This is a genomic window from Singulisphaera rosea (assembly GCF_054877945.1).
The window spans coordinates 1-1946 of the sequence record NZ_JBTYIP020000077.1 but is presented as its reverse complement, the minus strand read 5'-3'; the positions used below and the strand labels follow the sequence as shown (position 1 = coordinate 1946).

Annotated in this window: 1 protein-coding gene; it reads left to right on the top strand. The window is 63.2% G+C overall.

Annotated elements, in window-relative coordinates; translation table 11 throughout:
* Window positions 1-134: 134 nt before the first annotated feature.
* Complete coding sequence (locus ACYOEI_RS40990; RefSeq protein ID WP_462856462.1) at window positions 135-1868, top strand: IS1634 family transposase; 1734 nt, start codon at window positions 135-137, stop codon at window positions 1866-1868.
* Window positions 1869-1946: the final 78 nt, after the last annotated feature.

The window sequence follows — 1946 nt, the reverse complement described above, 5'->3', positions numbered from 1 at the left end:
CCGAAGTTCCAGGCCCGGTTTGGGCGGAAAGCACGCTCCAGCAAGGGGTTAAGTGCGATTTCGGCTCGGAATTGTAGCCACTAAAAATTTTCAGACAATCTTGACAACTTCGGTTTCGTCGAGAAAATGCTCGTATGCCAGCTCGTCACGGCGCCGTCCATGTGGCCACCACCAAGAGGGTCTACAAGGGTAAGACCTACGTCACCCATTTGCTCCGCCGTTCCATCCGCAAGGGCACAGCCGTCACCCACGAGACCCTCGGCAACCTCTCTCATCTCCCCGATCACCTCATCGACATCATCAAGCGGTCTCTCAAAGGGGAGACCTTCGTCCCGGCCTCCGACTCCGTTCGCATCACGCGATCCCTTCCGCACGGCCACGTCGAGGCCGTCTTGAAGATGATCGCCAAGCTCGGCCTCGACGAACTCATCGCCTCCGAGCCCTCTCCTCGCCGCAACATCGTCGTCGCTATGATCGTCGAACGACTCGTCTTCCCCAGCTCCAAGCTGGCCAACACCCGGCACTGGCGCGACTCCACCTTGGCCGAGGAACTCGGCGTCGTCGACGCCACCGCGGACGACCTCTACCTCGCCATGGACTGGCTCTTGGAACGTCAGACGGCGATCGAGAAAAAACTGGCCAAGCGGCACCTCGGCGAGGGCGCGATGGTGCTCTACGACGTCACCAGCAGCTACTACGAAGGAAAGACTTGCCCGTTGGCTCGCTTCGGCCATGACCGCGACGGCAAGACCGGCCTGCCGATCATCGTGTACGGGGCGCTCACCGACGCCGAGGGCCGGCCCATCGCCGTACGGGTCTACCCCGGCAACACGGCCGACCCCAAGACGGTCCCGGACCAGGTCGAGGCGATCACCAAGCGATTCGGGCTGTCTCGCGTCGTGCTGGTCGGCGATCGGGGCATGCTCACTCAAACGCAGATTGATACCATTAAGGCCCATCCGGGATTGGGCTGGATCTCGGCGTTGCGGAGCGGCTCGATCCGCCGTCTCCTGGCCGAGGGCCACCTCGTCAAACACGACCTGGAGGCGCGACGGCTGGCCGAGATCTCCTCCCCGGAATTCCCCGGCGAACGGCTGGTGGCTTGCTACAACTCGCAGCTGGCCGAGCAACGACGCCGGAAGCGTCTGGAGTTGCTCGCGGCGACCGAGGCCGAGCTGGTGACCCTGTCCGCGAGCGTGTCCCGCGCGATGGGGAAGGAGCGGACGGCGTCGGCGATCGGCGTGAGGGTCGGCAAGGTCATCAATCGTTTCAAAGTCGCCAAACATTTCCATTTAACAATCCGTGATGGCCTTCTGGAGTGGGCCCGCAAGGACGAGGCGATCGCGAATGAGGCGATGCTCGACGGGATCTATGTCGTCCGGACGAGCGAACCGGCCGAACGGTTGACGGCGGCCGACGGGGTCCGGTCGTACAAGCGACTCGCGCAAGTCGAGCAAGCGTTCCGGAGCCTAAAAGGTATCGACATACTGGTTCGGCCGATCTACCATCGGACGGCCGACCGCGTGCGAGCCCACATCCTGCTGTGCCTGCTGGCCTACTATGTGGAGTGGCACCTCCGCCGGGCGTGGGAGCCGCTGCTGTTCGAGGACGAAGAGTTGGAGCGAGATCGCCAGCGTCGCGATCCGGTCGCTCCGGCCGAGGCCTCGTCGTCGTCGCGAGAGAAGAAGCAGACCGGGAAGACGGCATCGGGCCTACCCGTGCAGAGCTTCCGGACACTGATGGCTCATCTCGGGACGCGGTGCCGCAATACGTGCGTCATCGCGAGCGACCCGAGCCAGACCCCGTTCCACCAACTTACGGAGGCCGACGAGCTCCAGTCCGAATCACTGCGTTTGATCGCGTTGTAGCCAGAAACGGGGAATCGATTTTGACGTAAGTCGATCCCCGGCCCGGAAAATCCCACCTCGGCAAGCTGGAACTTCGGT

Coding starts and splice junctions, on each gene's coding strand:
- ACYOEI_RS40990 (WP_462856462.1), top strand. CDS start 135: ATGCCAGCTCGTCACGGCGCCGTCCATGTGGCCACCACCAAGAGGGTC.